The organism is Streptomyces sp. NPDC012827, from assembly GCF_042900905.1.
In the GTDB taxonomy this organism is placed as follows: domain Bacteria; phylum Actinomycetota; class Actinomycetes; order Streptomycetales; family Streptomycetaceae; genus Streptomyces; species Streptomyces gulbargensis.
Genome location: NZ_JBIBBY010000003.1, coordinates 1 through 23,197, shown reverse-complemented (window position 1 = coordinate 23,197; position 23,197 = coordinate 1). Strand labels below are relative to the sequence as shown.

23 protein-coding genes and 1 tRNA gene are annotated in these 23,197 nt (G+C 71.7%); 15 read left to right on the top strand and 9 right to left on the bottom strand.

The features are described 5' to 3' along the window. Positions 1-219 precede the first annotated feature (219 nt). Entirely contained in the window at positions 220-2,952 is a 2,733-nt protein-coding gene (gene aceE / locus ACFY60_RS06650) for a pyruvate dehydrogenase (acetyl-transferring), homodimeric type (protein ID WP_388608343.1), read from the bottom strand. A gap of 418 nt (positions 2,953-3,370) precedes the next feature. On the opposite strand from aceE, the gene ACFY60_RS06645 reads away from it, so the two are divergent. The 6 genes from ACFY60_RS06645 to ACFY60_RS06620 all read left to right on the top strand — a co-directional run bounded on the left by ACFY60_RS06645 (position 3,371) and on the right by ACFY60_RS06620 (position 7,951). Further along, positions 3,371-3,793 carry a DUF3052 domain-containing protein gene (locus tag ACFY60_RS06645; RefSeq protein WP_309051592.1) on the top strand — a complete coding sequence of 141 codons (423 nt, stop codon included), beginning with the start codon at positions 3,371-3,373 and terminating at the stop codon, positions 3,791-3,793. Positions 3,794-3,930: 137 nt separating this feature from the next. Beyond that, entirely contained in the window at positions 3,931-4,389 is a 459-nt protein-coding gene (locus ACFY60_RS06640) for a peroxiredoxin (RefSeq protein WP_309051593.1), read from the top strand. 172 nt (positions 4,390-4,561) lie between these two features. Next, positions 4,562-5,137 carry a TerD family protein gene (locus ACFY60_RS06635; RefSeq protein ID WP_309051594.1) on the top strand — a complete coding sequence of 192 codons (576 nt, stop codon included), beginning with the start codon at positions 4,562-4,564 and terminating at the stop codon, positions 5,135-5,137. A gap of 217 nt (positions 5,138-5,354) precedes the next feature. Beyond that, complete coding sequence (locus ACFY60_RS06630) at positions 5,355-5,930, top strand: TerD family protein (RefSeq protein ID WP_388608341.1); 576 nt, start codon at positions 5,355-5,357, stop codon at positions 5,928-5,930. A 29-nt stretch (positions 5,931-5,959) separates the two neighbouring features. Further along, entirely contained in the window at positions 5,960-7,108 is a 1,149-nt protein-coding gene (locus tag ACFY60_RS06625) for a DUF475 domain-containing protein (protein WP_388608339.1), read from the top strand. A 105-nt stretch (positions 7,109-7,213) separates the two neighbouring features. Further along, a complete protein-coding gene (locus ACFY60_RS06620; protein ID WP_345283631.1) occupies positions 7,214-7,951 on the top strand; it encodes a Tellurium resistance in 738 nt (245 codons plus the stop codon). A gap of 10 nt (positions 7,952-7,961) precedes the next feature. Here the strand turns inward: ACFY60_RS06620 and ACFY60_RS06615 are convergent, their stop codons facing one another. Next, positions 7,962-8,870 (bottom strand): TerD family protein, encoded by a 909-nt coding sequence (locus ACFY60_RS06615; protein ID WP_388608337.1) that lies wholly within the window; start codon positions 8,868-8,870, stop codon positions 7,962-7,964. Positions 8,871-9,078: 208 nt separating this feature from the next. Between ACFY60_RS06615 and ACFY60_RS06610 the strand changes: the two genes are divergently transcribed. The 3 genes from ACFY60_RS06610 to ACFY60_RS06600 are packed head-to-tail and all read left to right on the top strand — an operon-like array spanning position 9,079 to position 13,907. Further along, the gene (locus ACFY60_RS06610; protein ID WP_388608335.1) at positions 9,079-10,284 is read left to right on the top strand and encodes an HpcH/HpaI aldolase/citrate lyase family protein; all 1,206 of its coding nucleotides are present in this window, start codon (positions 9,079-9,081) and stop codon (positions 10,282-10,284) included. 18 nt (positions 10,285-10,302) lie between these two features. After that, positions 10,303-13,056, top strand: a complete 2,754-nt coding sequence (locus ACFY60_RS06605; RefSeq protein ID WP_388608333.1) for a phosphoribosyltransferase domain-containing protein — start codon at positions 10,303-10,305, stop codon at positions 13,054-13,056. Further along, entirely contained in the window at positions 13,053-13,907 is an 855-nt protein-coding gene (locus ACFY60_RS06600; RefSeq protein ID WP_388608331.1) for an HAD family hydrolase, read from the top strand. Before ACFY60_RS06605 ends, ACFY60_RS06600 begins: the two co-directional genes overlap by 4 nt. Positions 13,908-13,936: 29 nt before the next feature. On the opposite strand, the gene ACFY60_RS06595 is transcribed toward ACFY60_RS06600, so the two are convergent. The 3 genes from ACFY60_RS06595 to ACFY60_RS06585 all read right to left on the bottom strand — a co-directional run bounded on the left by ACFY60_RS06595 (position 13,937) and on the right by ACFY60_RS06585 (position 16,372). Continuing rightward, entirely contained in the window at positions 13,937-14,152 is a 216-nt protein-coding gene (locus tag ACFY60_RS06595; RefSeq protein ID WP_309052266.1) for a zinc ribbon domain-containing protein, read from the bottom strand. A gap of 55 nt (positions 14,153-14,207) precedes the next feature. After that, a complete protein-coding gene (locus tag ACFY60_RS06590; RefSeq protein ID WP_388608329.1) occupies positions 14,208-15,512 on the bottom strand; it encodes a hypothetical protein in 1,305 nt (434 codons plus the stop codon). 197 nt (positions 15,513-15,709) lie between these two features. After that, positions 15,710-16,372 (bottom strand): DUF4097 family beta strand repeat-containing protein, encoded by a 663-nt coding sequence (locus ACFY60_RS06585; RefSeq protein WP_388608327.1) that lies wholly within the window; start codon positions 16,370-16,372, stop codon positions 15,710-15,712. A 262-nt stretch (positions 16,373-16,634) separates the two neighbouring features. Between ACFY60_RS06585 and ACFY60_RS06580 the strand changes: the two genes are divergently transcribed. The 4 genes from ACFY60_RS06580 to ACFY60_RS06565 all read left to right on the top strand — a co-directional run bounded on the left by ACFY60_RS06580 (position 16,635) and on the right by ACFY60_RS06565 (position 18,776). Further along, a tRNA-Val gene (locus ACFY60_RS06580) sits at positions 16,635-16,709 on the top strand. A 214-nt stretch (positions 16,710-16,923) separates the two neighbouring features. Next, positions 16,924-17,409: a DUF6650 family protein gene (locus ACFY60_RS06575; RefSeq protein WP_388608326.1), complete on the top strand. Its 486-nt coding sequence runs from the start codon at positions 16,924-16,926 to the stop codon at positions 17,407-17,409. A gap of 400 nt (positions 17,410-17,809) precedes the next feature. Continuing rightward, positions 17,810-18,205: a DUF6083 domain-containing protein gene (locus ACFY60_RS06570; RefSeq protein ID WP_388608324.1), complete on the top strand. Its 396-nt coding sequence runs from the start codon at positions 17,810-17,812 to the stop codon at positions 18,203-18,205. A 31-nt stretch (positions 18,206-18,236) separates the two neighbouring features. Next, the gene (locus ACFY60_RS06565) at positions 18,237-18,776 is read left to right on the top strand and encodes a DUF4231 domain-containing protein (protein ID WP_388608322.1); all 540 of its coding nucleotides are present in this window, start codon (positions 18,237-18,239) and stop codon (positions 18,774-18,776) included. 80 nt (positions 18,777-18,856) lie between these two features. Here the strand turns inward: ACFY60_RS06565 and ACFY60_RS06560 are convergent, their stop codons facing one another. Then, a complete protein-coding gene (locus ACFY60_RS06560; protein WP_388608320.1) occupies positions 18,857-19,306 on the bottom strand; it encodes a lamin tail domain-containing protein in 450 nt (149 codons plus the stop codon). Between the two features lie 397 nt (positions 19,307-19,703). Between ACFY60_RS06560 and ACFY60_RS06555 the strand changes: the two genes are divergently transcribed. Beyond that, positions 19,704-19,928, top strand: coding sequence for a hypothetical protein (locus ACFY60_RS06555; RefSeq protein ID WP_388608318.1), 225 nt, complete (start codon positions 19,704-19,706; stop codon positions 19,926-19,928). 262 nt (positions 19,929-20,190) lie between these two features. Beyond that, on the top strand, positions 20,191-20,451 hold the full coding sequence (locus ACFY60_RS06550) for a DUF2277 domain-containing protein (protein ID WP_388608316.1): 261 nt from the start codon (positions 20,191-20,193) through the stop codon (positions 20,449-20,451). Here ACFY60_RS06550 and ACFY60_RS06545 read toward each other — a convergent pair. The 3 genes from ACFY60_RS06545 to ACFY60_RS06535 form a co-directional block, all read right to left on the bottom strand. Then, on the bottom strand, positions 20,411-21,025 hold the full coding sequence (locus ACFY60_RS06545; RefSeq protein WP_388609195.1) for a DedA family protein: 615 nt from the start codon (positions 21,023-21,025) through the stop codon (positions 20,411-20,413). The genes ACFY60_RS06550 and ACFY60_RS06545 overlap by 41 nt on opposite strands. 376 nt (positions 21,026-21,401) lie before the next feature. Then, positions 21,402-21,818, bottom strand: coding sequence for a DoxX family protein (locus ACFY60_RS06540; protein WP_388609193.1), 417 nt, complete (start codon positions 21,816-21,818; stop codon positions 21,402-21,404). A 345-nt stretch (positions 21,819-22,163) separates the two neighbouring features. After that, the gene (locus ACFY60_RS06535; RefSeq protein ID WP_388608314.1) at positions 22,164-22,814 is read right to left on the bottom strand and encodes an HNH endonuclease family protein; all 651 of its coding nucleotides are present in this window, start codon (positions 22,812-22,814) and stop codon (positions 22,164-22,166) included. Positions 22,815-23,197 lie beyond the last annotated feature (383 nt).

The window sequence follows — 23,197 nt, the reverse complement described above, 5'->3', positions numbered from 1 at the left end:
GACGGGCATCGTAAGGAATGCCGAAGGGCGGCGGGACCACCGGTCCCACCGCCCTCCTCGCCGGCCACGACGGCCGGCCGCGCTTCCCGGGCCGGCACTCCGCGCCCACGGGGACCGCCCCGGCCGCTCAACAGCGGCGGTTCCGTCCCTCCGCGGAGCCGCACCCCGCCCGCGGGGTACGGGTACGGCCCGGGCGGCCGCGCCCGGGCGCGCCCACCGTCAGGCGTCGCCCCCGGCGGTGCCCGGGTCGGCGGCCGCCACGTCGAGCAGCTGGTAGCGGTCGACGGCCTGCTTCAGGGCCGAGCGGTCGACCTTGCCCGCACGGGCCAGCTCGGTCAGCACGGCCAGGACGATCGACTGGGCATCGATGTGGAAGTAGCGGCGGGCCGCGCCGCGCGTGTCGGCGAAGCCGAAGCCGTCCGCGCCGAGCGAGGTGTACGGACCCGGGACCCACCGGGAGATCTGGTCCGGCACCGACCGCATCCAGTCCGAGACCGCCACGAACGGACCCTCGGCGCCCTGGAGCTTCCGCGTCACGTACGGGACGCGCTGCTCCTCGTCGGGGTGCAGCAGGTTGTGCTCCTCGACGGCCACGGCGTCGCGGCGCAGCTCGTTCCAGGAGGTCGCGGACCAGACGTCGGCCCGCACGTTCCACTCCTCGGCGAGGATCCGCTGCGCCTCGATCGCCCACGGCACGGCGACACCGGAGGCCATGATCTGCGCCGGGATCGCACCGGCCTCGCCGGCCTTGTAGCGGTGGATGCCGTGGAGGATGCCCTCCACGTCCACGTCCTCCGGCTCCGCCGGGTGCTGGATCGGCTCGTTGTAGACGGTGAGGTAGTAGAAGACGTCCTCGGCCTCGGGGCCGTACATCCGGCGCAGGCCGTCCTTGACGATGTGCGCGATCTCGAAGCCGAAGGCCGGGTCGTAGGCGACACAGGCCGGGTTGGTCGAGGCCAGCAGGTGCGAGTGGCCGTCCGCGTGCTGGAGGCCCTCACCGGTCAGCGTGGTGCGGCCGGCGGTGGCACCGAGCACGAAGCCGCGTGCCAGCTGGTCGGCCATCTGCCAGAACTGGTCGCCGGTCCGCTGGAAACCGAACATCGAGTAGAAGACGTACACCGGGATGAGCGGCTCGCCGTGGGTGGCGTAGGCCGACCCGGCGGCGATCAGCGAGGCCGTGCAGCCGGCCTCGGAGATCCCGTCGTGCAGCATCTGGCCCGTCGGCGACTCCTTGTAGGCGAGGAGGAGTTCGCGGTCCACCGCCTCGTACTGCTGCCCCAGCGGGTTGTAGATCTTGGCGCTCGGGAAGAAGGAGTCCATGCCGAAGGTCCGGTACTCGTCCGGCGCGATCAGCACGAAGCGCTTGCCGATCTCCTTGTCCCGCATCAGGTCCTTCAGCAGCCGGACGAAGGCCATCGTCGTGGCGATCGACTGCTGGCCCGAACCCTTCTTCACGGCCGCGTAGGCCTTGTCGTCGGGCAGGGTCAGGGGCTTGGCCCGCACCACCCGGGTCGGCACGTACCCGCCGAGCGCCTTGCGGCGGTCGTGCATGTACTGGATCTCCTCGGAGTCCGGGCCGGGGTGGTAGTACGGCGGCAGGCCGCTCTCCAGGTCCTTGTCCGCGATCGGGATGTGCAGCCGGTCGCGGAAGCGCTTGAGGTCGTCGACCGTCAGCTTCTTCATCTGGTGGGTCGCGTTGCGGCCCTCGAAGTTCGGGCCCAGCGTCCAGCCCTTGACCGTCTGCGCGAGGATCACCGTCGGCTGGCCCTTGTGCGCCTTGGCCGCCGCGTACGCCGCGTAGATCTTCTTGTGGTCGTGCCCGCCGCGGCCCAGGTGCAGGATCTGCTGGTCCGACATGTTCTCGACCATCGCCCGCAGCCGGTGGTCGCCCCCGAAGAAGTGCTCGCGGATGTAGCCGCCGGTCTCCGTGGCGTACGTCTGGAACTGGCCGTCGGGCGTGGTGTTCAGCTTGTTGACGAGGACCCCGTCGCGGTCCTGGGCGAGCAGCGGGTCCCAGGAGCGGTCCCAGATCAGCTTGATGACGTTCCAGCCGTTGCCCCGGAAGATCGACTCCAGCTCCTGGATGATCTTTCCGTTGCCGCGCACCGGGCCGTCGAGCCGCTGGAGGTTGCAGTTGACGACGAAGGTGAGGTTGTCGAGCCCCTCCCGGGCCGCGATGGACAGCTGGCCCAGCGACTCGACCTCGTCCATCTCGCCGTCGCCGAGGAAGGCCCAGACGTGTGAGGCGGAGGTGTCGGCGATGCCGCGCGCCTCCATGTAACGGTTCATCCGCGCCTGGTAGATCGCGCCGAGCGGGCCGAGACCCATCGACACGGTCGGGAACTCCCAGAAGTCCGGCATCAGCCGCGGGTGCGGATAGGACGAGAGGCCGTCGGGGAACTTCGACTTCTCCTGCCGGAAGCCGTCGAGCTGCGTCTCGGTCAGCCGGTCGAGCAGGAAGGCACGGGCGTAGATACCGGGGGAGGCGTGCCCCTGGAAGAAGATCTGGTCGCCGCCGTCGCCCTCGTCCTTGCCGCGGAAGAAGTGGTTGAAGCCGACGTCGTACAGCGAGGCGGACGAGGCGAAGGTGGCGATGTGACCGCCGACGCCGATCCCCGGGCGCTGCGCGCGCGAGACCATGACGGCGGCGTTCCAGCGGGTGGCGTTCAGGACCTTGCGCTCGATCTCCTCGTTGCCGGGGAAGAACGGCTCGTCCTTGGTGGCGATGGTGTTGACGTAGTCCGTGCTGCGCATCTCGGGCACGGCCACGCGCTTCTCACGGGCCCGCTCGATCAGCCGCAGCATGAGGTAGCGGGCCCGCTCCCGGCCCCGCTCGTCGACGGCGGCGTCGAGGGAGTCGAGCCACTCCTGGGTCTCTTCCGGGTCGAAATCCGGGACCTGGCTGGGAAGGCCGCCAATGATGATCGGGTTGCGATCGGATCCGGGAGCCACACTGTTCCTTCGCTGGTCGGGAGGGACCCCCACGAGGAGCGGGAGCCCCACTGAAGCCGGGATGACCATCGTGTACCCCACCGACCGCAAACGTCATCTTTACCGAGGGGTAACCCAGGGGGCGCGTCCGGTGTGGTCAAATCGCAACCTTACGCCCAACCCGCGCATGCGTTTCGTCCGGGTGTTCGGCAGACTGAAACCACACAAGCCCGCAGAGCGGGACGAATCGAGTGTGCCTGATCGCGGAGCCGGGTAGGTACGAGCCGGAAGTTGCGGCGAGACGGCCCCAAACGTCACCGTTTCGGCGGTCTCGACGGCCGGGTACTTGCGCGATCCGCCCCGGCACGTGTGGACTACGGCCAGCGCCGCGCGCACGCGTGGCCCGAGCATTTTCCGTTACATGATCAGGAGGCAAGCCGTGAGCGCGACCGCGGACCACGCGGAGGAGCGGACCAACCCAGCCGCAAGGCTGGGGTTCGAGCCCGGACAGGTGGTCCAGGAGATCGGCTACGACGACGACGTCGACCAGGATCTCCGTGAAGGCATCGAGTCCATCATCGGCCAGGACCTCGTGGACGAGGACTACGACGACGTCGCCGACGTCGTCGTCCTCTGGTTCCGCGACGAGGACGGCGATCTCACCGACGCCCTGGTGGACACCATCGGTCTCCTCGAGGACGGCGGCATGATCTGGCTGCTGACCCCGAAGACCGGCCGTGACGGCTACATCGAGCCGTCCGACATCAACGATGCCGCGCAGACAGCTGGTCTCTCCCAGACCAAGAGCATCAGCGTCGCCAAGGACTGGACGGGCACCCGCCTGGCCACCCCCAAGCGCTGATCCCCAACGCTGCGAGAAGCCCCCGCCGGACCGCCCGGCGGGGGCTTTCGTGCGCACCCCGTAGGGTGGGGCCACCGGTTCGGCCCAACGGGTCCGACGGAACGGACGGACACCCGCAGCGAAGGGATGCGCACGCGATGGCGATCGAGGTCGGCACCAAGGCCCCGGATTTCGAGCTCAAGGACAACCACGGCCGGACCGTGCGGCTCTCCGACTTCCGCGGCGAGAAGAACGTGGTCCTCCTCTTCTACCCCTTCGCCTTCACCGGGGTCTGCACCGGCGAGCTGTGCGAGCTCCGCGACAACCTGCCGAAGTTCGTCAACGACGACGTCCAGCTCCTCGCCGTCTCCAACGACTCCATCCACACCCTGCGCGTCTTCGCCGAGCAGGAAGGCCTGACCTACCCGCTGCTCTCCGACTTCTGGAAGCACGGCGAGGCCTCCCGCGCCTACGGCGTCTTCGACGAGGACAAGGGCTGCGCCGTCCGCGGCACCTTCATCATCGACAAGGAGGGCGTCGTCCGCTGGACCGTCGTCAACGCCCTCCCCGACGCCCGCGACCTGGGCGAGTACATCAAGGCGCTCGACACCCTCTGACCCGCCGGCGGCGTTCCCTCGGGGTCCCGCCGGAACCGGCCGGATCCGACACCCGACGATTCTCCGGGCGAATCGTCTGTTTCGACGGGGAACCCGTCACTAGGATCCAGACGTTGATCCGATGCCAACGCACGACTGGGGGCGCTGCCCCTGGAAACCTATGGAGGGACTCGTGGGAGTCAGCCTCAGCAAGGGCGGCAACGTCTCGCTGACCAAGGAGGCCCCTGGCCTCACCGCCGTGACCGTCGGTCTGGGCTGGGACGTCCGCACCACCACCGGGACGGACTTCGACCTCGACGCCAGCGCCATCCTGGTGAACGAGGCGGGCAAGGTCCGCAACGACCAGGACTTCGTCTTCTTCAACAACCTCAAGAGCGCCGACGGCTCCGTCGAGCACACCGGCGACAACCTCACCGGTGAGGGCGAGGGCGACGACGAGCAGGTCAAGGTCAACCTGGCCGCGGTCCCGGCCGACGTCTCCAAGATCGTCTTCCCGGTGTCGATCTACGACGCCGAGAACCGCCAGCAGTCCTTCGGCCAGGTGCGCAACGCCTTCATCCGCGTCGTGAACCAGGCCGGCGGCGCCGAGATCGCCCGGTACGACCTCTCCGAGGACGCCTCCACCGAGACCGCCATGGTCTTCGGTGAGCTGTACCGCCACGGCACCGAGTGGAAGTTCCGCGCGGTCGGCCAGGGCTACGCCTCCGGCCTGCGCGGCATCGCGCAGGACTTCGGCGTCAACGTCTGAGCCGAGCCGCCCGTCCCGTCCGGCGCCGCACACCACGTGCGGCGCCGGACGTGCCTCGGCGGACCGCACCCCGCCGGCCCGCCGCGCCCGGGGGAGGGGACCCGTACGGACGGCCCCGCCGAAGGTGCCGTACGGCCTGAGGTGCCGCACCGGCCGCGCGGGGGAACAACAGCAGCACCGCAGGACAGCGGGACCAACCGGGGAGGAACCGATCATCATGGGCGTCACGCTCGCCAAGGGAGGCAACGTCTCCCTCTCCAAGGCCGCACCCGACCTCACCCAGGTCCTCGTGGGACTCGGCTGGGACGCGCGCTCCACCACCGGAGCCCCCTTCGACCTCGACGCCAGCGCGCTCATGTGCCAGGCGGGCCGTGTGCTCGGCGACGAGTACTTCATCTTCTACAACCAGCTCCGCAGCCCCGAGGGCTCCGTCGCGCACACGGGTGACAACCTCACCGGTGAGGGCGACGGCGACGACGAGTCCCTGATCGTCGACCTCACCCAGGTGCCGGCCCACTGCGACAAGATCGTCTTCCCGGTCTCCATCCACGAGGCCGATCAGCGCGGACAGACCTTCGGCCAGGTCGGCAACGCCTTCATCCGGGTCGTCAACCAGGCCGACGGCCAGGAACTCGCCCGCTACGACCTCTCCGAGGACGCCTCCACCGAAACCGCGATGATCTTCGGTGAGCTCTACCGCTACAACGGCGAATGGAAGTTCCGGGCCGTCGGTCAGGGGTACGCGTCGGGTCTGCGCGGCATCGCTCTAGACTTCGGGGTCAACGTTTCGTAAAGCCGCGTTATTACACGATGGGGTAGACAGTGGTTCTGAAAACCTTCGGCTGGTCGTTCGCGATCACTGCGCTCGGCCTGGTCGCCGCGGTGTTCTACGGGGGGTGGGAGGCGTTCGGGATCGTCGCGATCCTCTGCATCCTCGAGATCTCGCTCTCCTTCGACAACGCGGTGGTCAACGCCGGAATCCTGAAGAAGATGAATGCCTTCTGGCAGAAGATCTTCCTCACGATCGGCATCCTGATCGCCGTCTTCGGCATGCGCCTGGTCTTCCCCGTCGTCATCGTCGCCATCAGTGCCAAGATCGGGCCCATCGAGGCCGTCGATCTGGCCATGACCGACAAGGAGCGCTACCAGGAGCTGGTGACCGACGCGCACCCGTCGATCGCCGCCTTCGGTGGCATGTTCCTGCTCATGATCTTCCTCGACTTCATCTTCGAGGACCGTGACATCAAGTGGCTCGGCTGGCTGGAGCGCCCGCTGGCCAAGCTCGGCAAGATCGACATGCTGTCGGTCTGCATCGCCCTGATCGTCCTGATGATCAGCGCCATGACCTTCGCGACCCAGGCCCACCAGCACGGCGGCACCCACGTCGACAAGGCGCAGACCGTCCTCATCTCCGGTATCGCCGGTCTGATCACGTACCTGGTCGTCGGCGGTCTCTCCGGCTTCTTCGAGAACAAGCTGGAGGAGGAAGAGGAGCGCGAGCACGAGGCCGAGGAAGCGGCCCGGCGCAGCGGCAGGAAGCCGTCCGCGGTCCAGCTCGCAGGCAAGGCCGCCTTCTTCATGTTCCTCTACCTGGAGGTCCTCGACGCCTCCTTCTCCTTCGACGGGGTCATCGGCGCCTTCGCCGTCACCAACGACATCGTCCTGATGGCCCTCGGCCTGGGCGTCGGCGCCATGTACGTCCGTTCGCTCACGGTCTACCTGGTCCGTGAGGGCACCCTCGACGACTACGTCTACCTGGAGCACGGCGCCCACTACGCCATCGGCGCCCTGGCCGTGGTCCTCATGATCAGCATCCAGTACCAGATCCCCGAGGTCGTCACCGGCGGCATCGGCGTCGCCCTGATCGGCTGGTCCTTCTGGTCCTCCGTCCGGCGCAACAAGGCCCTCGCGGCCGCCGGCGGCGGTTCGGGCTCCCCGGGCGACAAGACAGAGGTGACGTCCGGGGTGTGACGCCCCCGCCGACGAGGAACGCTTCACTGCGGGGCGGCCGGAGCACCCGGCCGCCCCGCAGGCATGTGTGCGGTACAGGCGACGAGTGTGGGGGGTGAAGGCGTCATGGCCTTCTGGGACAACCTGTTTCCGGGCAGGGCGGCGCGGTACGACTTCGGCAGCGCCACCGCCAACGCGATCGACCTGACGAAACGGCGCCCGTCGGTCTCGCTCGCCAAGCAGGGCGCCGACACCGGCAACCTCCGCGTCAACCTCTCGTGGCGCATGCGCACCTCCGACCTCGAAGGCCGCACCCGCCAGAGCGGACAGCTGCTGCGCCACCCGTCCCGGCTGTTCAAACCCGAGGTCGTCCAGGCCCACACCCAGGGCGTCGTCAACGTGGACCTCGACCTGGGCTGCCTCTACGAGCTCACCGACGGCAGCAAGGGCGTCGTCCAGCCGCTCGGCGACTTCTTCGGCGACCTCAACGCCGCCCCGTACGTCAAGCTCAGCGGCGACGACCGCTTCGGCGGCTCCTCCGGAGAGACGATCTTCGTCAATCTGGACCACAAGGACGAGATCAAGCGCCTGCTGTTCTTCGCGTACATCTACGACCAGACCCCGGCCTTCGACCGCACCCACGCCACGGTCACGCTCTACCCGAGCAGCGGCCCCCGGATCGAGATCGAGCTGGACGAACGCGCCCCGCAGGCCCGGTCCTGCGCCGTCTTCTCCGTCGACAACACCAAGGGCGAGCTGACGGTCCGCCGTGAGGTCCGGTTCGTGTACGGCTTCCAGGCCGAACTGGACCGGCTCTACGGCTGGGGGCTCCAGTGGGGACGCGGCTACAAGACCAAGGCCTGAGGCCGTGCCGTCACGGGCGGAGGAACTGCGGTCCCATCGGCGGCATCCGGAACTCCGGCCCGCCGTGCGGGTCGTGCGCGGGCACCGGCTGCGGATAGCCGTAGGCGGGCGCGGGCGAGTTCACCGGCTGCTGCGGATACCCGTAGGCGGGCGCCCGGTCCGGCATCGGCGGGGGCGCGACGGGCTGCGGGGGGACGGCCGGCAGCGGCGGTACGGGGGCGTGGACCACGGTCGCGTCGGGATCGGGGTCCCCGGCGGCCGTCCCGGCTCCGGCCTCCGACGGCGCCCCGTCTCCCGTCACCGCACCGGCACCCGCGCCGTTCCCCCCGTCCGTACCGGCGCCGTCGGCACCGGTACCGGCGTTCTCGGCGGCGTCCTCGTCGACGGAGATGCCGAAGTCGGTGGCCAGCCCGACCAGACCCGTCAGGTAGCCCTGCCCGACCGCGCGGAACTTCCAGCCCTCGCCACGACGGTACAGCTCACCGCAGATGACCGCGGTCTCCTCGCCCGTCTCCGCCGTCACGTCGAACAGGGCGAGCGGCTCCCCTTCGGACCCGCCCGCCGCGTCGTAGACCAGAATCCGCAGGTCGGAGACGGAACGGAAGGTCCCGCCGTCCGAGGAGGCGGCGACGACCACCCGGTCGACGGACGGGTCGAGTCCGCCGAGATCGGCCTCGACCGTATCCGTCAGCCCCTCGGCCACCCGCTTCTTCGGCAGCCGGCGGACGCACCCGGACGGATGCCGCGGCTGGTTGTAGAAGACGAAGTCCTCGTCGGAGCGCACGCGCCCGTCCGGGCCGAGGAGCAGGGCCGAGGCGTCCACGTCGGGGACCCCGGGGCCCGGGGTCCAGCGGAGCACGGCCCGTACGGCCGCGGTGTCGAGAGGGACGTTGGAGCCCTTCAGCATCGCGTGCGTCATGACCGCAATCCTGCCCTCCCGGCCGTCCGGTGGACAACGCGGGGGCACCACGGACGGCGCGGACCCCGCGAACGGGCGAGGGAGCGAGGTGACGGATGCAGACGAGTTACCTGAATTTCATGCAGGCTGGGAACTGCGGACACCCGCACCTACGTACTATTACCGGCCACGTGTCGTCCGGGCTCGGAGAGCCAGACGGGGGAGTTACATGCGTCATTTCGGGCACATCCCGTCCGCTTCGCGGGCCGGGCTGTTCCACTGCGAGCCGGCCGCCTTCACGGCCGACTCGCCCGCGCGCACGCTCGCCGTGGCCCTCGGCGCCACGCTCTACAGCCCGGCCACCCGGCCGCGGCTGGCCGAGGACATCCGCAAACAGGTGGCCCGCGGAGTGACGTCCATGGTCCTCTGCCTGGAGGATTCCATCGGCGACGGCGAAGTGGAGGCCGGCGAGGAGAACCTCGTCCGCCAGTTCGCCGCCCTCGCCGACGAGGAGGACTCCCGCGGCCACGCGGCCGGGGAGGACGATTCCACCCCCGGCGACCTGCCCCTCCTCTTCATCCGCGTCCGCCGGCCCCACCAGATCACCGACCTCGTCTCCCGCCTCGGAGAAACGGTCCGCCTGCTGTCCGGATTTGTACTTCCCAAATTCACCGAGGCCCGTGGCCAGGCCTTCCTCGAAGCCCTCACCGAGGCCGAGCGGGCGGGCGGCCGCCGCCTCTTCGCCATGCCCGTCCTCGAATCGCCCGAGCTCCTGCACCTGGAGACCCGGGCCGAGACCCTCGCCGGCATCGCCGCCCTCACCGAGAAGTACCGCGAGCGCGTCCTCGCCCTCCGCCTCGGCGTCACCGACTTCTGCTCCGCCTACGGCCTGCGCCGCTCGCCCGACATGACCGCCTACGACGTCAAGATCGTCGCCCACGTCATCGCCGACGTCGTCAACGTCCTCGGCCGCGCCGACGGCACCGGCTTCACCATCACCGGCCCCGTCTGGGAGTACTTCCGGCCCGGCGAGCGCATGTTCAAGCCCCAGCTCCGCCGCAGCCCCTTCCTGGAGGGCCGCGCCGAGGACCTGCGCACCGCCCTCATCGAACACGCCATGGACGGCCTGCTCCGCGAGATCGAACTCGACCGCGCCAACGGCCTCCTCGGCAAGACCTGCATCCACCCCACCCACGTGCTGCCGGTCCACGCCCTCTCGGTCGTCAGCCACGAGGAGTGGAGCGACGCCCAGGACATCCTGCGGCCCGAACAGTGCGGCGGCGGCGTGCTCCGCTCCGCGTACACCAACAAGATGAACGAAGTGAAACCGCACCGCGCCTGGGCCGAGCGCACCCTCCTGCGCGCCGAGGTCTTCGGCGTCGCCAAGGAGGACGTCGGTTTCGTGGAACTGCTCACCGCCGGCCTGGCCGGCTGACGAAGGGACGTCGACGACGTGGTGTGGACCGGAACGTGGGTCGCGGAGCGACTGGGCGTCGAACTGATCGGCGACGAGGCGCTACCGGCCCTGTTGGGCCTCGCACTGCGCCGTAACCCCAAGCGGGCGCATCTGCTCGTCTCCAGCGTGCTCGGCAAGCACGTGCCGCAGCGCCCTTCCGTCGTGTACGGCTCCGGCCTGGACCTCGGGCGGCGGGTACGGGACCTCCTCGGCGACGAGGAGGCGGCCCGCGCCGTCGTCCTCGGCTACGCGGAGACCGCCACCGCCCTGGGCCACGCCGTCGCCGACGGCCTCGGCCTCGCCCCGTACCTCCACTCGACCCGCCGCCCGGTGCCCGGTGCGGCCCGCGCCGGCGGCTTCGAGGAGTCCCACTCCCACGCCACCTCCCACCTGCTGCTGCCCGAGGACCCGGGGCTGCTGGCCGGCGACGGCCCGCTGGTCCTCGTCGACGACGAGTTCTCCACCGGGAACACCGTCCTCAACACCGTCCGCGCCCTGCACGAGCGCTACCCGCGCGAGCGGTACGTCGTCGTCGCCCTCGTCGACATGCGCGGCCCAGCCGACCGCGACCGGCTCACCGCCTTCGCCGCCGAGCTCGGCGCCCGCGTCGACCTCGTCACCCTGGCGGCCGGCACGGTCCGCCTCCCGGCCGGCGTCCTGGAGAAGGGCCAGGCGCTGGTGGCCCGGTACGAGAGCGGCGAGGGCGCGGCGGCAGGTACGGAGTCGGGCGCGGCCCCGGAAGCCCCCGGCGCGGATCCCGGTACGGCCGCCGGGCGCGCGCCCGCCACCGGTGCGGGCCCGGCGGGTACGGGTGCCGGCCTCGTCCGCACGGCCGGCGCGGGCCGCGTCGGCGGGAGCGGCGCCGGTGCGCGCGCGGGCGGTACGAGCCCGGCCGGCGCGGGAGCCGGCCCCCTCACCCCGGAGGCCGTACCCACCACCCCGGAGGCCGTACCCGCCGCCCCGCAGGTCGTACGGGTCGCGCTCGACTGGCCGGCCGGGGTCCCGGACGGCGGCCGGCACGGGTTCACGCCCGAGCACCGCGCCCGCCTGGAGGCCGCCCTGCCGGCCATGGCCGCCCGGATCGCCGAGGCCCTGCCCGAGCCGGCGCCCACGGTCCCGGGCACCGCGCAGGCGCGGGGAACGGGCGCCCGCGTCCTCGTCCTCGGCTTCGAGGAGCTGATGTACACACCGCTGCGCCTCGCCACCGCCCTGGAGGACGCGGGCCACGACGTGCGCTCCTCCACCACCACCCGCTCGCCCGTCCTCGCGGTCGACGACCCCGGCTACGCCATCCGCACCCGGCTCGTCTTCCCCGCCCACGACGACCCGGCCGACGGCCCCGGCGAGCGGTACGCCTACAACGTCGCGGGCGCCGGCTTCGACGCGGTCGTCGTCGTGGTCGACTCCGCCGCCGACACCCCCCTGCTCCACGCCGCCGACGGCCTCCTCGCCCGCCTCGCGGCCCACATACCGAGGGTGGTCCTCGCCGTGGTCCCGTCCTACGTACCACCCGCCGCGACCGCCCGTCCCCCGGCGTCCGCACGCTCGTCCGCGTCCGCCCTCCCGTCGTCCGTTCCCGCCCGCACCGCAGCTCCCGAAAGGAGCTCCATGCTGCCCGAGCCCCTCCGCGGCCCCGCCTTCTCCTCGTACGCCCCCGAGGAGGTCGGCTGGCTGCTCCAGGACCTCTCGGACGTCGAACTGGAGGCGCCCACCGAGGAACGCGAGGAAGCCATCCAGAGCGGCGGCGCCCACTACGCCGAATCGCTCCCCGTCGAGTACCAGCCCAGCGCCCGCTACCAGGACCTGTTCCACAGCGCCCTGGAGACCTCCGCCGCCCGGATCGCCCGTGCCGTGGGCACCGTCACCGAAACCGTCCTCGCCGAGCGTGCCGGCCGCCCGGTGCTCGTCTCGCTGGCCCGCGCCGGCACCCCCGTCGGCGTCCTCATGCGCCGCTGGGCCGAGGCCCGGCACGGCCTCGACCTGCCGCACTACGCCGTCTCCATCGTGCGCGGCCGGGGCATCGACGCCAACGCGCTGCGCTGGCTCGCCGCCCACCACGACCCGGCGGACGTCGTCTTCGTGGACGGCTGGACCGGCAAGGGCGCCATCACCCGGGAACTCGCCGCCGCGCTCGCCGGCTTCCCCGGCTTCGACCCGGAGATCGCGGTCCTCGCCGACCCCGGCTCCTGCGTCCGCACCTACGGCACGCGCGAGGACTTCCTCATCCCGTCCGCCTGCCTCAACTCCACGGTCTCCGGCCTCATATCCCGCACCGTGCTCCGCTCCGACCTGGTCGGCCCGGACGACTTCCACGGCGCGAAGTTCTACCGCGACCTGGCCGGCGCCGACGTCTCCGGTCTCTTCCTCGACGCCGTGGCGGCCCGCTTCGACGAGGTCGCCGAGGACGTCGGCACCGACGTCAAGGAACTCCTCTCCACGGACCGCACCCCCACCTGGGAGGGCTGGGCCGCCGTCGAGCGGATCAGCGAGGAGTACGGCATCCACGACGTGAACCTGGTCAAGCCCGGCGTCGGCGAGACCACCCGCGTCCTGCTCCGCCGCGTCCCGTGGAAGATCCTCGCCAAGCGCGGCGCGGGCGACGACCTCGCGCACGTCCGCCTGCTCGCCGAACAGCGCGGCGTACCGGTCGAGGAGGTGGACGAACTCCCGTACACCTGCGTGGGACTGATCCACCCCCAGTACACGCGGGGCGCCACCGGCGCCGACGGCAAGGCGGTGGCGTCCCGATGACCGCCACCCCCGTCGTGCCCGTGTCCGCACCCACTCCCGGCGGTGCGACGAGCCTCGTCGCGAGCGACCTCGACCGGACCCTCATCTACTCGTCCGCGGCCCTCGCCCTCGGCATGCCCGACCCCCAGGCGCCACGGCTGCTCTGCGTCGAGGTCCACGAGTCCAAACCGCTCTCCTACATGACGGAGGCCGCAGCCGACCTGCTCGCACGGCTCACCGCGGAGACCGTCTTCGTCCCCACCACCACCCGGACGCGCAAGCAGTACCAGCGCATCCGCCTCCCCGGCCGCGCCCCGGCGTACGCGATCTGCGCCAACGGCGGGCACCTCCTGGTCGACGGCGTGACCGACCACGACTGGCACGCCTCCGTCCTGCGCAGACTCGCGGACGAATGCGCGCCGCTCTCGGAGATCCGCGCCTACCTCACCGCCACCACCGACCTGTCCTGGGTGCGCAAGCACCGGGTGGCGGAAGACCTCTTCGCCTACCTGGTCGTCGACCGGGAGCGGCTGCCCGCCGACTGGCTGGCACGGTTCGGGGCCTGGGCGGGGGAGCGCGGCTGGACCGTCTCCCTCCAGGGCCGCAAGGTGTACGCCGTGCCGAAGCCGCTCACCAAGAGCGCCGCCGTCCGCGAGGTCGCCCGCCGCACCGGCGCGACGCTGACCCTGGCGGCCGGCGACTCGCTCCTCGACGCCGACCTGCTGCTCGCCGCGGACCGGGCGTGGCGCCCGGGCCACGGCGAACTCGCCGACACCCGGTGGACCGCCCCCCACCTCGACGTCCTCACCCAGCGAGGCGTCGAGGCGGGCGAGGAGATCCTGCGCCGCTTCCGGGCGGCGGTCCGTTCCTGAGCCGAGCCCGGGCGGCGGCCCTCAGGGGGTCAGCCGCAGCAGCCCCCACCGCAGCAGCCGCCGCCCCCGCCCCCGGCGGGGGCGGGCCCGGCCGAGGCCGAACCGCCGACGGCCACGGCCGACAGCAGCTTCACGGTGTCGTCGTGCCCGGCCGGGCAGGCGGCGGGAGCGGAGGACTCGGCCATGGGCCGACTGACTTCGAAGGTGTCGCCGCAGCTGCGGCAGCGGTATTCGTAACGAGGCATGCCCCCAGGCTAGCCGCGGCGCCGCGCCCGCGGTGCGCCGTCCGGCCCGGCGGCGTCAGTGCTGCTGCCCGGCGGCGCGCTCGTCGCGGATGAGGCCGACGACCCGCGCGGCCGACGCCCGTACCTCCTCCAGCTCGGTCAGGAAGTGCCAGTAGTCGGGGTGCCGGCCCTCCAGGCCCGCCACCGCCCGGTCGAGCCGGACCACGGCCTCGTCCAGGGGCCGCGCGTGCCGGGGGTCGGGCGTGGTCCGCCCCTCCATCGCGAGCCGCTGGGCGTCCCGTACCGCGAACCGGGCCCGCTCGATGTCCGCCCTCGGATCCTTCGCCACCGCGTCGAGGCGCCGCAGCCGCTCCCCGGCGGCCGAGACGGCCTCGTCGGTGGAGTCGAGCAGCGCACGCACCGTCGACAGGATCGCCGTCGCGTCCGGCCAGCGCTGCTCCTCCCGCGCCTTCGTCGCCTCCCGCAACCGCTCCTCCGCCTGCCGTACGGTGCCGGCCGCCTGCTCCGGTACGTGCTGGAGGTCCTGCCAGCAGGCGAGCGAGTACCGCCGCCGCAGCTCGGAGAGGACCGGCTCGACGGCCCCGGCCCGGGTGGTCAGCGCCTCGGCCCGGGTACGGAGGGAGACGAGCCGCTTGTCGATCTCGGCGGCCCGCTGGGGCAGCCGCTCGGCCTCCGCCCGTACCGCCTCGGCGTCCCGCAGGATCCGGTCGGCGCGCTGCAGGGTGTCCGGCACGCCGTGCCGGCCCGCACCCTCGTTGAGCCGGGTGAGTTCGGGCCCGAGCGCCGCGAGGCGGGCGGCCAGATCGTCGGCGCGCAGCCCCGCCCCCCGTACGGAGTCCAGGGCGCCACTCGCCTCGCGCAGCGCCTGCCGCGCGCGCTCGGCGGCGGGGGCGAGGCGGGCGAGCTGGTTCTCGGCCGTCGCCAGGAGGGGACCGAGCCCCTGCTCGAACCGCTCCAGTTCACCCCGGACCCGGTCGAGCTCCTCCTTGGCACGGGTCAGCTCACCCCGTGCCCGGCTCGCGGTCGCCGCGTCCAGCTCGTCCCGGTCCAGATCGTGCGCGTCGACGGCGGTGATGTACACGAGGGAGACCTCGTCGATCCGGCGCCCCAGGGCCTCGAAACCCTCGACCGCCCGCCGCGCCTCCGGCGAACCGTCCACGGCGGTGATCGTCTCGATGGAGATCCGCAGCCCGCGCTGCGCGGTGTCGAGCTCGTAGAAGGAGGCCGCCGCGGCGTCCTTCGCCGCCTGCGCCTCGGCCCGCTGCCCCTCCCCGCGCCCGCCGAACCACCGGCGCGTGCCACCGCCCGCGAAGGCGTGCGGCAACAGGGCGGCGACCAGCAGCGGCAACGCGATCCCCACGCGGAGGACGGACGCGCCTCCCGACCCCCGGGCCCGCTCCGGTGTTCCGGACGCCCCGGCCCACTCCGGTGTCCCGGACGTCGCGGACGCCGCCCTGCCCCTGGCTTCGCTCGCCGCCACGTCCCTCTCCCGTGCTGTGTCCGCCGTGCCCGGTCCGGTTCATTGTCCCACCCGGTAAGGACGAACACACAGGGCGTTCAGTTCACCGTACGGACCACGACATCACCGTTGTCGCTGCGCACGCTCACGGCGTGCCCGCTGCCCTGACGCACCGGCACGTCGATCACACGGTCACCGTTGTCGGTCCCTCCCGTGACGTCGTACGCGGCGCGGGGCAGCGAGACGGTCAGGTCACCGTTCTCCCCGGCGAGGTCCACCCGGCGCGGTACGGCGCCGAGCGTGACGTCCATGTCCCCGTTGGACGACCGGGCGACGACCTCGGCCGAGGTGGTGCCGCCCTCCACGACCACGTCCCCGTTCTCACTCCCGAGATCCAGCGGCCGGGACGCCTCGCGCACCCGCACGTCCCCGTTGTCGGACCGCACGCGCAGCGGGGTGCCGAAGCCCTCGGCCGTCACGTCCCCGTTCTCGCTCTCCACGCTCACCGCCACCCGCCGCGGCACCTGGATCCGGTGCAGCGCCCCGCACCCGGACGCCACCCCGTCGCAGTCCACCCGCAACGTGAGCCGCCCGTCCACGAGCTTCCACTCCGCCTCGGGCCCGCTCCCCAGGAACACCCACCCGTCGACCTGCCGCTCCACCCGTACGTCCTCGACATCGGCGGGCGTGATCACCAGATCGGAGTCGTCGGAGTCCACGACCAGCGCGCCCCCGGAGAACGCGAACGCCTTCTTCTCCACCGGAGCCCCCTCCACATCCCCGGCCCCGCACCCCACGACCGCCCCCATGGCCACGAGCACACCACCGAACGCAGCCACCCCCCGCACACACCGACGCGCACCCATCAACCCACCCCCGGTCCGATCCCCAGCAAGACCCCCCGAAGCTACGCCCCCTACCCCCACCTCCACGATCAGGCCCCCACCCCACCCCTGGTAGGGCTGTCCCCCTACCGGTTTGCCCCACCCACCGGTCCGCCATGTACGCTGTTGCTTCCTCCACGGGTGCGTAGCTCAGGGGTAGAGCGCTGCTCTTACAAAGCAGATGTCGGCGGTTCGAAACCGTCCGCGCCCACCAGCCCGAAACCCCCAGACGATAACGTCTGGGGGTTTCGTGTCAGTGCTGGGCGGCAAGGGTGCTCAGAATCCCCAGTGGCTCTCGGCCTGGCAATCAGGACAGTGCGATGTGGTGTTGGTGGTCCTCTCACGACCGATGGACGGACCCTGGGTGTGTGCAAAGAGCGGCTGAAAAACGCGGCTGGAGGCGCTGGCGGCGCCTCTAGGATGCCGCCGTGAAGATCTCAGGTGTTATGCGACGCATCACGGGCTTCAGCACGCCTTTCGGCGGCTTGGACTGGGAAGCGTCCGTCCCGCAACAAGAGGTCGCCCAAAGGCTTCTGGTGTACCTGGAGGATCGAAGGGTTCTGACGACGCCCCGACCAGTGATCGAGGCAGTGGAGGTGCCGCAGCACTGCGTGGCGTCGGTGTTGCAGATCCGGGAAACGCTCACGCAGTTCCTCATGGACCCTGACACGGGTGACGAGCTTGCTCAGCAGATGAAGACGTTGCGGGCTGCTTGCCGTCGATTTCTCGACGAGGTGGGACCCGATCACTCTTCGTCCTCGGCGATGAATGCCTGGGCAGCTGCCCGGTTCGGAAACGCTCTCGGCGAGCTCCGTACTCTCTTCGGGATTCAGTTGGCCCTCATCGCGGCCCAGCACAAACTTGAGCTCCCCGACGAGCTGCGTCACATCATTCCGGTGGAGGACGGGGAATGACGGGAGGGACGTCGACCGGGGTGGTCTGAAGGCCCACGGACGTTCGCCGTCGCGGTTTGTCCGTCGGCTGTTTGCAGTTCGCTGTGCGGAGGGGCCGGGTTCATGCAGGCCCTGCCTGCCCCTGACGGCTCGTAGGGAGGAAGCGGTCTTAGGCGTCTCACCGACGCACGGGTTCGCCCGTGGGCACCCCTGAGGGTGCGGGAGTCGGAGCCGGGGGCGGCCAGGGCCGGTCCGGGCATGGGGCAGGACGGCGAGGTCCGGTGGCGGGTCGCGTGGGGGGACGACGGCCGAAAGGCGACCTGTCGAAGTGTGTGACGGTGCGGTCACACTCGGACACATGGGGGCGACAGGGGCGGACCGCCCGGAGCGGTGCGAGGGGTGTGGGGAGGGGCGTCCCTGCGTGCGGGCGCGGGGGCGGGTCCGGGTGGTGGCCGTGCTGTGCGAGGAGTGCTGGAACAGGGCCGCCAACGACTTCGCGCTGGACGAGGGGGCGACGGCCGCGCCGCCCGGGGAGCCGGGGCCGGACGATCCTGGCTGGATCGAGGCGGCCGTCTGCCCCCGGTGCGGGCGGGAGGTGCGGGCGTACCGGACCAACTACGACCGGTGGGTGCACCTGGACGACGAGGAGCGGCCGGCGGGGGAGGTGCCGGCGCGGTACCGGTGGCGGTTGAAGCGGCGGTACGCCCGTCATACGGAGGTGGTCGTCGAGACCGTGGCCGTACGCGTGCGGGCCGTCGATCCGTGGCTGGGCGAGTGGGTGGTGCCCGCGCACGGCATGCGGTGCGAGCCGGTTTGACGTGAACACGGGGGCAGGGTGTACTCCCGGCATGGCTGAGCTGGGGGACGCGCCCGACACGGACGTGCAGAGCGGTGAGATGACGCCGCAGAAGTACATCGAGAGCAGACTCGGGCAGTACCAGGAGTGGTACGACACCAAAGCGGCCCATATGAAGGCCATGCACCTGCGGATGCGGACCGTCTCCGTGGTCGGCGGCGCACTGGTCCCCGTCTTCGTCAACCTCGACCTGGGGTTCGCGCGGGTCACGGCGACCGTACTCAGTGTGGTGGTCGTCGCGGCGGTGTCCCTGGAGAGCGTGTACCGCTATCGGGAGCAGTGGAAGAACTACCGGTCCACCGAGCAGCTCCTCGGGCACGAGCGGATCTACTTCGAGACCCGGGTCGGGCCGTACCACGGGCTGACCAAGCGGGAGGCGTTCTCCCTGCTCGTCGCCCGTGTGGAGAAGGCCATCGCGGGGGAGAACTCCGCCACGCTGAATGTGATGACCCTGGGCGGACAGGTCTTTGCCGACGTGCAGCAGCACGGCGTCGTCCCCTCGCCCCGGCGGTCGCCCGAGGCCGTGGCCTGAGGGAAGGGGCCCGAGCGAGTTCAGGGGCAGGGGCCTCCGCGTGCGCGAAGGCCCCTGTGGAACTTAGAAATGACGGAGCGTCAGCACCACACGTAGTCGTAGCGCGTCGAGTTGTACGAGCAGACGTCCGCGCGGGTGCCGTTCGACTTGCGGAGGGTCGCCGTGTCCTTGTCGTTGTTCCAGACGTACCAGCCGCGGTTCTGGTAGACGTTCGCGGAGGTGTTGGTGCCGCGGCCCGTGCGCAGGGTCACGATCTTGCCCTTGCCCAGGACGAAGTTGCCGAAGGTGTACTTGTGGTTGGCGGCGTCCGTGACCGTCCAGCCCCGCAGGTTGACCGCCGCGCCGGTCGTGTTGCGTATCTGGACGTACTCGGCGTTGATGCTGGTGTTGCCGCCCCGGTCGGTGCCCGGGCTGTCGTAGTAGATCTTGTAGAGGTGGACCGAGCCGGCGGCCTGTGCCTGCGAGGGCAGGAGCAGAACACCGGAGGCGGCGGCCGCGGTCACGGCCGCGAGCGTGCGTACGCGAAGCATGAATGTCCCTCAGTTTCCGTCCGGGCTCCCGCCGATGGGGCCCGGCGCGCACACAGGATACGCACGTTCTTCACGCTTTCCGCATGACTTCCGGAGAGTGGGCGTCCGTTCCTTCGGAAGCCCGTTTCGCGATCGACCGCGAGCGGGGGAGGGGGTGGTGCCGGGGGCGGGGTGGCCCCGGCGCACGACGGTGGTGGGCCGCTCCCGGTGTCGGACCGGTCACCTGCCGTCACGGCTTGTGGGCCGGGTGATGCGGCGGCTCGCGCGCACTGGTGTGCGCTGCCCCGATGCCCCGAGCCGTCCATCGGAGGGGCATCCGCAGGGATACGTTGACAGGGCGCGAGCTCCGGGTTTCCCTAGGGGTCCCCAAGGATCAGGAACGGGACGGAGGGGACGCGTGCAGCCACTGCCCGAGGTCGGTGACCTCGTCCGTGACACCGCCACCGGGCGGGTCGGCTTCTACGTGCGGAGCGTCTCCGGTCGCTACCTGATCCGCGCCGTCCACGGCGGCGCCGAGTGGGATGCCGAACCCACCGACGTGCAGCTCGCCACGCCCCTGCGGGAGCTCCGCGCCCGCGCCGCCGAGATCAACGCGCGCAGCCGGCGGGCCTTCGGGACGTGACGCGCCGGTCGGCCCCGGCGGGCCGGCCCGGACGCGAGGATCCGGTGGGCCCCGCCGGCGGGGATGGCTCGGCGGGCCGGTCGGAGTGGCCGGTGTCAGGCGCGGTGGCCCGGGGCCTGGTCGAGGCGAGTGGCCCGCCTGCCTCGGACGGTGAGGGGTCGGCCGGATGGGCCGGTGCGGCCGGTCCCTTGCCGCGAGCGCGGCGCCCGTCCGGGCCGGGCGGGGCGGGGCGATTGTCAGTGGTGCGCGTCACACTGGAGGCATGTGCCGAAGCATCAAGACGCTGCGACCGCCCGCGCTGCCCGAAGAGGCCACCGCGGACGACATCCACGCCGCCGCCCTGCAGTACGTACGCAAGGTGTCCGGTTTCCGTGCGCCCGCCGCGCACAACCGTGAGGTCTTCGACAGGGCCGTACAGGAGATAGCGGAGGCGACCGCCCGGCTGCTCGACGGACTCGAGGTCCGCGGGGCGCACCCGGGCGTCAGGCGGCGGGCGCCGGAGCCGCAGCCGGACGCCGTATGAGGTACGCGGCGAGACCGCCCGCCAGGAACAGGGCCAGCGTCGACACGCCCGCGCTGAACCAGGTCGCGCCCAGCCACTGGCCGCCCAGCCAGCCCAGCCCCACGCTGTAGGACGCCCAGGTCACGCCCGCCAGCGCCGACCACGGCAGGAACTCCTCCACCCGTCGCTTCGCCGCGCCCGCGCCCAGGGACACGACGGAACGCCCGGCCGGTGCGAAACGCGCCAGGACCACCAGCAGGCCGCCACCCCGGGCGAGGGCGGTGCCGAGACGTTCCTGCGCCAGCGTGAGGCGGCGTGAGCGGGCGATGGCCCGGTCGAGGCGCGCCCCACCCCGCCGGGCGAGGCGGTACGCGAGGAAATCGCCCAGGACCGAGGCGGAGGCCGCGCAGAGCAGAAGGGGCAGCAGCGAGGGCACGCCGGCGGTGGCGGTCGCGGCGGCCGTCGCCGCGGTGATCACGAGGAAGCCGCTCGGCAGCACGGGCAGGAAGACGTCGAGCAGGATCGACGTCGCCACCACCGGGTAGATCCACGGGCCCGCGGTCAGCGACCTCAGCGAGCCCAGGCTGTCGAGCAGATTCACGCGCCTGAGACTACGCGGCGGCGCCGACCGGTCGCGGAGAGGGGCCGACGATCGCCGGGTATGGCCGGATACGGGGGCGGGGGCGGGCCGCAGGCAGGTGTGAGGCGGCCCGTATCGCGGGGGCCTCGACGGTCCGGACACCCCGGAGGCGTCGGCGGGTGCGGCCGGATCGCGGGGACCGGGGCGGTCCGGGGGACGGCAGGGGTGGGGCCGGGAGGTACGTGTGGGGCGGCCCGGATCACGAGGGCGTACGGGCGCGGCGCGGGGCGGGGGGAGGGGAGTGGTCGGTACGGGGCGGTTTGCACGGGTACGGCGGTGGCCGGAAACCGTTGCTCGGGTTCCGGCCACCGCCGCGTGCGGAGCGCTCGGGTCAGACCTGGGCCGTCACCGGGGCGGTCTGCTGGTCGCCCTTTCCGCGGGCGCCCGAGCCGGCGGCGTCACGGGAGCCGAAGAGACGGTCCAGGGCCAGGGCGCCCGGGCCGGTGAAGACGAGCAGGGCGAAGGACCAGCAGAACAGGGCCGCGATCTCGCCGCCGTTCTGGAGCGGGAACAGCGCCTCCGGCTGGTGGACCTTGAAGTACGCGTACGCCATCGAGCCGGACGCGAGGAAGGCCGCGCTGCGCGTGCCCACGCCGACCAGGACCAGGACGCCCGCGACCAGCTGGATCGCGGCCGCGTACCAGCCGGGCCAGGCGCCCGTGGGAACCGCCCCACCGCCCACGGCCCCGCCCAGGACGCCGAAGAGGGAAGCGGCACCGTGGCAGGCGAACAGCAGGCCCACGACGATCCGGAAGAGGCCGAGCGCGTAAGGCTGGGCCCGGTTGAGGCGGCCGGCGAGGCTGTCCGGCGCCTCCGGGGTGCCGGTGGTGCCCGCGGGGGCGGTGGTGCCCGCGGGGGCGGTGGTGCCCGCGGGGGCGGTGGTGCCCGGGGTGTTCGGGGTGCTCAAGGGGGACTCCTTCGGTCTGGCCCGCTCGGGATGACGAGCGGACCGTGGGGGACGGGAACCGATGAGGCCGTCAGGTTAGGCACCCCTGATTAATACTTGCAAGTTCAACATTCGGCCGTCGGGGAGTCTGTGGCGCGGCTCACTCCCCGACGTCCGCATCGTGAGACCCCGTCAAGGGGAAAGGTTTCAGCAGGCGTTGAGAACCGACTGCAGGGCGCTCTTCTCCGCCGAGTCGACGCTGAGGTTCCAGTGGTACTTCACGTGCACCCAGGCGCGGGCGTAGGTGCAGCGGTAGGCGGTGCGCGGCGGCAGCCACTCGGCCGGGTCGAGGTCGCTCTTGGCCTGGTTCACGTTGTCGGTGACGGCGATGAGCTGCGGCCGGGTGAGGTCGTTCGCGAAGGCCTGGCGCTGCGAGGTGGTCCAGCTGCTGGCGCCGGAGCGCCAGGCCTCGGCGAGGGCGACGACGTGGTCGATGTCCAGGTCGGAGGCGGCGGTCCAGGTGGCGCCGTCGTACTCGGAGTACCAGCTGCCGCTGACGGAGGCGCAGTTGGAGTCGGTGACGACGTTCACGCCGTCGCGCTTCAGGACGGTCTCGCGGGTGTTGCAGGCGCCGGACTGGGTGATCCAGTGCGGGAAGAGGTCCCGGCTGTAACCGGTGGAGGAACCTTCCGCCTTCACCGTCAGGCCGGCCAGGTAGCTGCGCGCCGTGGCGGCGCTCACCGGGGTGGGCATCGCGGCCTGCGCGGCCGGCGCGGTCGCGAGGAAGCCGGTGACGGTGAGGGCGGCGGAGGTGGCGAGCACGGCGACTCGACGCGCGTAGACGTTACGGAGGGGCATGTGAACTCCCTTGAGGGGGCGGGGTCATGGCCGTGTGCCGTCCCCGCGAGACGGGTGCCGGGCGACGGCCCGGTCATCGTGGCGGCGCCAGGTTTCGGTGAGGGGTGCGCCAGGTAACAGGGTGGCGACATGAGCACGTCACATCAAGGGGTGTGACGGGATTGGCGGAGCGTCAGATTCCGCCCGGCGCGTATGGGTTGGTTCGGGCGGCGACGCCCCTTCTGTCTTCAGAGGGTGGAGGTCGCGCCCCTAGGCCGTGTCTTTCGGGTCTTGCCGGGCTCGCGGCGTCTGGCACCGCGCCTCTCCCCCGTGGCCCTTCGGGCACGGGAGGTGCCCCCAGCGTCGTCGTCGGTCGCCGATGCTCCGCATGGACTCCCTCCTCC